Source organism: Brucella tritici (assembly GCF_008932295.1).
Taxonomy (GTDB): Bacteria; Pseudomonadota; Alphaproteobacteria; order Rhizobiales; family Rhizobiaceae; genus Brucella; species Brucella tritici.
In genome coordinates this window covers 1-256 of record NZ_WBWA01000109.1, presented here as the reverse complement: position 1 = coordinate 256, position 256 = coordinate 1, and the positions used below count along the sequence as shown (strand labels likewise).

Here is a 256-nt window from a genome sequence, read left to right as displayed (position 1 = left end):
CACCTTCTGCCGCCTCAAGGACTGGAGGCGTGTCGCGACACGATATGACAAGCTCATGATTAACTTCGCAGCAACCTGCTACATCGCCGCCATCGTCACATGGTGGATCAATTGAGTCTGGACCCTAGATGTTTGGTCCCAGCATGTGATGGTGCGGTTTGACGATAAAGGCTTCTGGCTTTGATTTCCAGAGTTCCTGAATTGCTTCATAGGGTGTTTTGAACTTCAAGGCTTTGAGTTGTTTGGCAAAGTTGTA

Annotated in this window: 2 pseudogenes; one reads left to right on the top strand and one right to left on the bottom strand. The window is 48.8% G+C overall.

Annotation, left to right across the window (positions count from 1 at the left end):
* Window positions 1-115: pseudogene (locus tag F9K91_RS25670) on the top strand (IS5/IS1182 family transposase); the annotation flags it as partial.
* Between the two features lie 9 nt (window positions 116-124).
* Here the strand turns inward: F9K91_RS25670 and F9K91_RS25665 are convergent.
* Window positions 125-256 (bottom strand): annotated as a pseudogene (locus F9K91_RS25665) (IS481 family transposase); the annotation flags it as partial.